The organism is Salmonella enterica subsp. diarizonae, assembly GCF_008692785.1.
GTDB lineage: Bacteria > Pseudomonadota > Gammaproteobacteria > Enterobacterales > Enterobacteriaceae > Salmonella > Salmonella diarizonae.
Window position 1 is genome coordinate 159178 of the sequence record NZ_VXJV01000010.1, and the last position, 8124, is coordinate 167301.

7 protein-coding genes and 1 pseudogene are annotated in these 8124 nt (G+C 47.5%); 1 reads left to right on the plus strand and 7 read right to left on the minus strand.

The window, feature by feature from the left end:
* From F4V72_RS20330 to F4V72_RS20360, 7 genes and pseudogenes are all read right to left on the minus strand, one after another.
* The gene (locus F4V72_RS20330; protein ID WP_023249546.1) at positions 1-798 is read right to left on the minus strand and encodes a fimbrial protein FaeH; all 798 of its coding nucleotides are present in this window, start codon (positions 796-798) and stop codon (positions 1-3) included.
* A 203-nt stretch (positions 799-1001) separates the two neighbouring features.
* Positions 1002-1784, minus strand: a complete 783-nt coding sequence (locus F4V72_RS20335; RefSeq protein WP_150342500.1) for a hypothetical protein — start codon at positions 1782-1784, stop codon at positions 1002-1004.
* A gap of 222 nt (positions 1785-2006) precedes the next feature.
* Positions 2007-2498 carry a DUF5462 family protein gene (locus tag F4V72_RS20340; protein ID WP_023249544.1) on the minus strand — a complete coding sequence of 164 codons (492 nt, stop codon included), beginning with the start codon at positions 2496-2498 and terminating at the stop codon, positions 2007-2009.
* A 30-nt stretch (positions 2499-2528) separates the two neighbouring features.
* A complete protein-coding gene (locus F4V72_RS20345) occupies positions 2529-3317 on the minus strand; it encodes a fimbria/pilus periplasmic chaperone (protein ID WP_023249543.1) in 789 nt (262 codons plus the stop codon).
* Positions 3310-5743, minus strand: a pseudogene (gene faeD, locus F4V72_RS20350) (F4 (K88) fimbrial usher FaeD). Before faeD ends, F4V72_RS20345 begins: the two are co-directional and overlap by 8 nt.
* Before the next feature lie 19 nt (positions 5744-5762).
* Entirely contained in the window at positions 5763-6302 is a 540-nt protein-coding gene (locus tag F4V72_RS20355; protein ID WP_070803997.1) for a fimbrial protein, read from the minus strand.
* Positions 6303-6337: 35 nt separating this feature from the next.
* Positions 6338-6637, minus strand: coding sequence for an adhesin biosynthesis transcription regulatory family protein (locus F4V72_RS20360; RefSeq protein WP_070804002.1), 300 nt, complete (start codon positions 6635-6637; stop codon positions 6338-6340).
* Between the two features lie 1229 nt (positions 6638-7866).
* Here F4V72_RS20360 and F4V72_RS20375 point away from each other — a divergent pair.
* The coding region (locus F4V72_RS20375) for a transposase (protein ID WP_150342501.1) at positions 7867-8124 on the plus strand (258 nt) is incomplete at its 3' end.

Here is an 8124-nt window from a genome sequence, read left to right on the forward strand (position 1 = left end):
TCACTGGACGGTCACCGTCACATTCAGTCCCGCCTGCCACCGTGAAGGCGTTCCTTCAGACGGCAATTGCAGTTCAAAATCTGATACTACAGAAGCGTAAGCCGCAGCAATGTTCATAACCCGTCCGTCAGCCAAAACTCCCTGACTGATAACCTGCCTGTTATCATTTGCACTCATCCCATCGCCAAAGCCTTTATTCATCAGCAGCAGTGAGGAAAGACGGTTCTTAAGTCCCTGCGGCAGAGTTTCTGAATATACCTTGGTTACACTCTGTCCACTGACCAGGGACATCCCTGCCGGCAAGGATGTCCCTTCCATTTGCGTACCAACACTGACAGCCATCCCTTGGTTGAACGTGAAGAAAAGTCGCCCGGCCACATTACCGTTTTCCGGATCACGTACTGGGACAGAGGCGCGAAAATGTTGTGCGGCAGTGCTCTCTCCGTCTTTCACGGAAAAAGGCTGGCCTGCACTGCTGAATGTAATAAAAGGAGTGAACCCGGGACCGCCTCGTTCGGCCACCTCATAAAGATGTCCTTCAAGAAAGGGCAAGGCTCCTTTATTGCGTAAATCAAAGATAAGTTGCCCGCTCTCTGTTCGGGCATCAGCGATATCCACTGACCATGATTGTTCATAAGAACTAACCTGCCAGGTCCATTTTGGAGACTCGTCGGTGACAAAGCCGTAAAACTGAATTTCGCCACCATCAAGAATTTCGGCCCTGGGTATGGCAGAATAAAACAGGGTCACCATAGTCAGGGTGAAAATAATAGATTTATAATGACAGATGAGTTTCATAGTTATTCACATTATTTTATTTAAGAAAAAAACAACCCTCAGCAATATAATCACATATAAAACCTACCATAATAAAACAGAAAATCACATAAAAACTAACACTGGAATGATATAACCGATGCCAGCCGTATAACCAACATCGGTTTTAATAATTAAGTAGAATCAGAAGTCAAATAATCTATTATGCTCGAGCATCTGCGATATTACCGATAAGAAACAGTAATTGGCATAGATGCTTTCCATGTAATGGGAGCGTTACTACTTACTGGAGATTCAAGAGTAATACGAATATCCTCTTGTTGCGCAATGCCAGATGCATAAAATGCGCTATAGCTGGCCCCCCCATCATTAAATACGGTGGATTTAAATCTCTCAAAGGTTTCTGGTTGACCCTGAGTGGTAAAATTCCTGTTAACTTCACCATCAAAATATTTAGTAATATTGTTTGCCCCACCAATATTCTGCCGTAGAGGTAGGCCACCATGGAAAGCATATCCCCATTTTTCAGCTGACAATGAATAAACACCATCTGCATTATTATCGGAACCTTTTATAGATAGACCGCCACCAACCTGCATGGATGTTTGGAGAGTGCCAATTTTTTGGGAGTCTGAATTTAATACCGGTAGAGTGAGCACAACCTTACCCCATTCACCAGATCTTAAATCAACGCTATCACCATAATCAATTTGTGGAATAATTCCACTTTGAGGCCTAAATGCTTCATTAGTTCGAGTGCGAATACCCAGCAGTGAAATATTCTCCTTAGCAGGAATAGTAACTGAATCCACTCCTTGCTGAATATTAATATCCAAACCACTAACCGCACTACCGATCTTTACTTCCCATGGATTTCCTTCTACTTCTGGAGTCAGTGTACCACCAAAGTCAACAGTCCCACCATTACCATTTGCAGTCCATGCTATAGCTGAGCCGGATACTGCTGCCGATGCTGCCACAACCAGTGCAATCAATGTTTTTTTCATAAAATAAATTCCTTTCAGTTTTATAAAACAACAATGTATTTTTTAAATTTGGCAATCCCTTTTTCCGGTCTTACCGCAAAACCATCCCTTACCCCTGATTAATATGCTTGCATTTACATGTTCATCTTTTAAGTACGGAATGGCTTTACGTTACTTCCGTATAAAGGAAGAAATCCCTTCACCTCAATAGCACTTTTATTTCATTCTGTTCCTTTTTATTTTTTAACTGGTTTTAATCCCTTCCACTTCCACCGGCACCTGCAAGTTGCCCCTGTAGTTTGCCGGTACTTCCAGCTCTACCGGCGCATCACTTCTCAGTTCCACCAGTCTGGTCGCTGCCGGTACACTGATAACCACGTCCTCCCCCCGCTGACTGGCAGTAATAACCACTTTTTTCCCGTCCACCATCAGACCGGCTTTCAGGGTGAGTCGCGCGTCCCGCCCGTCCGCCAGGAGCTGCTTCACCGTGATGTTGGTCAGGCCTCCTGATGCCGGGCGGCTTTCCGCATGCCGGATAACCAGTTCTTCCGGTAGCGAGTCGTTATTCTCTGCCCGGAATAGTACTGGCTCTGCTGGCGTACGAGTCACCTTCACCACGCTGTTGCCTACCACCCTGCCATTCACCACTCCTAGGTACTGGGTTTTCTCGTTGTAATCTGCTGCCAGCACCGGCAGGGATGTGACGAGAGCCACAGCCATCAGTGTTTTTTTCATCATGCTTTCCCTTTATGCCACTATGACCAGTTATTCCTTTGTACCGGCTTCTGTGCTTGCTTTTTTCTCAGACACGCTTTTTATTTCCGCCTCTCCCGGCTTCTTCTGGTTAATGGCCCAAGTCTGTAGTTCGCCGTAATCGTTCAGGGAACTCACCTTCACCACATTTTCCTTGACCTGCACCTCATCCCCGGGCATGAACATCAGCAGCTTCTGGGCTGTGTCATTGTCCACCGAAATATTTTTGCCATTCGCGTCCAGCAGGCTGCCAATGGCGTAGATGTACGGCGTGGTATTAACCAGCACAGTTCTGCCATCCGGACGGCTCTGCAGACTAATACCTTCCTCAGCCCCCTTACGATTTTTAATTAGCCCTTCCGGGCGGTAGAACAACTTCAGCTTCGTGCGCAGGGCAATCGCAATCCCGCTACCCTCCAGTGCTGGTGGGATATCCTGCAGGTTCAGCCAGTACACAGACTCCCTGTCCTTCGGCAGATGGTCTGATGCCATGATGATTCGCAGCGTCTGCTGGCCCTGCGGTTTCACCTTAAAGAAGGACGGAGTCACCACGAAGGTCGGGCGGGTATCTTTCTCCACAATATTGTCCACCCAAGCCTGCCCACCAAAGGTGCGCTCCTTATCGTTATTGGTCACCGTGATGGTCAGCGCATCCTTGTCCCCGCGAAATATATAACGGGTCTGGTCCGCCGCCAGAGAGGCCAGCGCACTCTGGCTGACTACCATCAGGGCCAAGGTCATACCAAGACCTTTTGTCACTTTTTTGGTGAAAAACTTCGTTACTGCACTACGCTTATTCACACGTAATCTCCTGTAGTTTCTCAGTCTCCTGCAGTTTTTTCGCAGGTATCCGGCACTGCCCCAGGGTGATATCACCCGGCACATCTACCGCGTTAATCATCAGCACGCCATTGTTAGCCACAAAGCCCAGCGGGGTGTTTTTACTGTCCCGAGCCCAAGTTCCGCCCGGAACAAACTCACCATTACGCTGCTTCACCTGTAGCAGGTAACGGCGTACATTCAGCGCATCAAACGGCATCCACACAACCGCTTTATCAGTCGGCACCACCTTCTGACTAGTCGTACTCAGCTCGGTGTTAAGTGGCAGGGTACCCGCATCAATGGTCACCGTGTTCCAGTCGTAACTGCTCAGGGGTACTACCAGATTGCCATCATGGTTGGTTTCTCCGTTTCCTGATGTCACCCGTACGCCCGGCGTGTCCTTCACGCTCACCACCGCCACTGTGTCACTGCTGGTCCGGCTGAACATGACATCCCGTACTGCCGGCACCGCCAGTACTGAACCACTGGCAGATACAGAACCACTGGTTCCTGAGCCGGATGAATGGTTCAGAGTGCCACTCAGATACGCCCGATCACCGCTGTATGACGTGTTCAGATAACTGCTGGCACCACCGCTGCTGTCACGACCACCACCAACCCCATAACTGAAACGGTCATTCAGTGAGCCTGATACCCCGGTACTGAATCCGGTTCCGCCTCCCTTACTGGTTGTTACGGATGTACTATTACTGTACCTGTGGTCAAACAGGGTGAAGGGTACCGACACTGATGCAGAAGCCGACCAGTTGTTCTCCCCCTGTGAGTTTCTTGAGCCGGACACCCCCAGATTCAGGCTTACGCCCTTTATCTGTGTACTCATCGTGCCAGTAAGCCCTTTCTCTTTCCCATTGTCATCACGGTAGTAATAACTGGCGATAACATTCCCCGGATAATAGCTCCGTTGCCAGCCCGATACCGACAGGCTGAATAATCCCCCCACCGGCTGGCTGATACCAGCATTCCACTCATCCTTTATCCGACGTCCGTGATTTGACTGCACCCACAACTCCATCGGGTCAAAGGAGGACAGGTTTTCGTATTCCTCATTCTGCCGTGACCAGCTCACGCGCAGTCCTGTGTTCGTTATATCCAGTTGCTTACTCCAGGCCAGCTTTACCTTGCTGCCACTATGGCTGCCGTCCCTGTATTTTGCTGTGGCATACGCACCATCAACTGACACTGCCCCCAGATATCCCAACCCGGCTACTATGCCAACACTGCCCCCCTGCCAGTCCGGGTTAAACACTCCGCCCCCCCGTAGAGACAGTCCGTCCAGGCCATAGCCATAAGAGGCAGCAAACACGCCACCTTTAATATTACTGTCATCGTCCGGCATCCCCGCTGCTACACTGAACTCATGCTCTCCCGGACTCAGCTGCCCGGCTATAACCGACAGCGGGAAGTTCTGCGCATACTCCCGACCGTCCTCTCCGGTAACTTTCATCGTCACATCACCACTGGTGTACAACGATACATCTGTGATGGAGAATGGCCCGGCCGGCACCATCTCTGAATACAGCAGTCGTCCATTCTGTGTCAGGGTTACCCTCGACGGTCCGTTTGCAATCCCGCTGAACACAGGCGTATATCCCAGGTTCCCCGGCTTCATACTGTTGTTGCGTGACAGGGACACCCCGTAAGTCCCGGTACTGCCAAGCAGGCTGTCACCTGTCGATGTCCTCCCAACCGCCAAGTCTGCGCTCATTGCCCCGATGGCTCGAGTGGCCGTAAACATATTTATCGTGGCAGTGTTATCGCCGTTGTCACTGTTGCTGGCTGTGGCCGACGAACTCACCACCCAGCGACCAATATTGGCTTTCAGGTCTGCTGAGCCAAAGGCTGACGTGTTATTTTTTCCGGTATTGGCGTTCACGTTATAGTTCACACGAAATGCACTAGTGCCGTAGTCCCATTCCACGTTCTCAGGTATTTTCACCAGACCTTTCTGGGGAATAGCCAGCGCCAAGGTCTGAGTGGAAACATCAAAGTCCACGTTTACGGACGGTGCTTTGGTCAACACATAACACTGCCGAGTGGTGTCATAGCCATCCCGAAAGTAGTCCAGGCTGATATAGACTCCGGCTTTTGTCAGCCATGCTTCCGGCAGACACAATTCCTCGCTGTCCTGTGGTGTCACATCAAGTATCTGCTTTCCTGTGTCCTTACCGTTCAGGATCAGATCAACCAGATAACGCCCCGGCGCATAACTACCGTTCAGGACAGCCCAGATTTCAGGGTTCATATCGCCCCCCCCCCTGAATAAATGACATGTCCAGTTTTTCCCCGGCACTTGCGGTACCACCGCCCAGTGCAACCGCTATCGCAAGTGCCAGGACCGTCCGGTAATATAGAGGGGACTGTGATGACGCCTGCTTCCGATTCATTCTGTTGTTCCTCATTCTCTTACTGATAGGTCACCACGAAAGTCAGAGCCCCGCTATATTCCCCGGCCTTCACGTCTGCCGGGATGACTGGCTGTGCACGGAAACGGAATTGCCCCCTGGCCGCGAAATCCACAGGATAGTTAACCGTATGAGTAGCCTGTGTCAGACGTCCATGGGTGTCTGCCTGCGCATCCACCGCCCGAACATCAATACGTATCCCGTCTCCGGCCCCGTGGGTTACCACGCCAGCGGCATCAAGTTGTCCAGGGTTACCAAAGTCTAGGGTGGCGATCTGTCCTGCCAGAAAAGCAGAGCAACCCTGAACCGTGGCACCAGACTCATACAGCCGAACGGTGAAATCACGTGGTGGCACAGATACAGCAGATGACTTGCGGTACGTACCGAAAATGAGCCGGCTGCTGCTGGTGCCTTCAGCATCCACCACCACATGACAGGCAGAGGCCACTACATCAGCGCTGAATATGGTTTTCTGAACCGAGGCATGAGAGAATTCGCTCCCCACCAATAGCAGGAGAATGAATACTGAAAATCTATTCATATAAAATCCGTCAAAGTGAATATTAATTCAGATAGTCAGACAGCATTCCTGTAATAAGGCGCCAGTTTCCAGGCCATCTGATTAATGCGGTGCAGACGACCAAGACTGGTACTGAAATAACCATTATTAACACCATAACGCTCACAGACAGCCTTCCTGGAATAACCAGAAACCAGATAATCTTTCAGCGCATGGATATTACGTTCACTATGGATAGAAGATATTTCAATCAGCAACCAGAATTGTTCTTCAGGTACCTCCCCAGGCATCAATACCCCTTCCCTCTTTTTGGAAAAAAGCACCTTATCCTCCGGATGACAAAGAATATTCCCCATTTGCATACAAAACGACCCTCAATTCAGTTGCCTGTGATAACAGAGTGCATAAAGGAAATAATCAACAACTTAATGTTTTTATAAATTATATCCAAGAATTTTGTACTGTGAAGAGTTGATTGAGCGATCTTTTATATCGACATATGGTCAAATACCAAAACAAAACATCAAAAAAGAAAATAAAAACAGATAAAAGCCCCAAAAAACAAACAAAAAATAGAACAAAAGATCGCCAATAAACAAAAAATCAAAATTATATGAAAAACAGAGAAATTAAACAAAAATAGATTCACGTCAATATTTGAAAATAAAAACAAAACAAACAAAATCAATAAACAAAACCAAACAAACCAAACAAACAAAACAAACAAAACCAATAAAAAACCAAAGAGACAAAAATAAAACATCCAAAAGAAAACGGATTCGTATAGTTTGAAACATAATTTCCAAGTGTGATAATTTAATAAAGACAAGCTCAGTTAAATGGTTATTGTATTATTTTACATAGAATTAAGCAGATTAGGATATCTGATGATATTTTTCTGAGATTCAGTGTCACTGACGCAATAAAATTCGAAAATTATGTCCACTCAATCTGCAACGAAACCTTCTTTGTGTAGATAATATAGTCACTTCCAGTTTCATTGTTCTCATTCTGGAGAGCTGGCGCATGGTTAAAAACGAAACGATGGCTCCCAATAAAGTGTCTCATCGTTATAAACCTGATAACGATATGGTCGCAGCTGAAATTTAAAGTCTTGGCGTCGCTTTATACCGCTAACTTTACAAAAAAAGTAAGATTGAAAACCATAAACTATGTTCCCGCCAAGAAGATCGGGATCTTACGACACACTGGATAATTGTACATTTTTAAATAACTTTTATTAAGCTGGCATAACGACTATCCATTTGTCGTTATCTTTTATAAAGGGTAAAGACGCAGTGACCTTCTGAGAGTCCGCAGTAGATACCTTGTTCTCTGTCTCATCATTACAATTATACTTACTCTGGGTACCGGATGGTCACATGATATCTTATGTGTAAAGATGAATTTGATTTGATTTTTATTGATTCAAGTAATTATGCTCCGGAGTGTCTGGTAGATTTTTATATTTGCCTATTTGTCTCTTCAAAAGAGGATTTGAGTACACTATTGATTTCAGCTTCAGTTGGAGTGCCCCCGAGCCCGTAGACAAATCAGCCCTATAGTTTGAGCATAGGAGGAGTCTATGGGCACACCACGTTTTACACCTGAATTTAAGGGAGAGGCTGTCCGCCAGATCACCGAGCGGGGCTATTCTATTGCTGAAGTATCTGAACGGCTCGGCGTGTCGGCGCACAGCCTATATAAATGGCTCCATGCTGTTAAGCCTGACAACAGTGGACAGCAGGCACAGGATTTACTGGATGCCAGAACAGAAATTCTCAGGCTGAAAGCACAGCTTAAACGCACTGAGGAAGAGCGGGATATTCTGAAAAAGGCCGCG

What these genes read in the sequence shown, in the direction of transcription:
- F4V72_RS20330 (WP_023249546.1), bottom strand. Translation starts at nt 798, where the DNA reads ATGAAACTCATCTGTCATTATAAATCTATTATTTTCACCCTGACTATG.
- F4V72_RS20335 (WP_150342500.1), bottom strand. Translation starts at nt 1,784, where the DNA reads ATGAAAAAAACATTGATTGCACTGGTTGTGGCAGCATCGGCAGCAGTA.
- F4V72_RS20340 (WP_023249544.1), bottom strand. Translation starts at nt 2,498, where the DNA reads ATGAAAAAAACACTGATGGCTGTGGCTCTCGTCACATCCCTGCCGGTG.
- F4V72_RS20355 (WP_070803997.1), bottom strand. Translation starts at nt 6,302, where the DNA reads ATGAATAGATTTTCAGTATTCATTCTCCTGCTATTGGTGGGGAGCGAA.
- F4V72_RS20360 (WP_070804002.1), bottom strand. Translation starts at nt 6,637, where the DNA reads ATGGGGAATATTCTTTGTCATCCGGAGGATAAGGTGCTTTTTTCCAAA.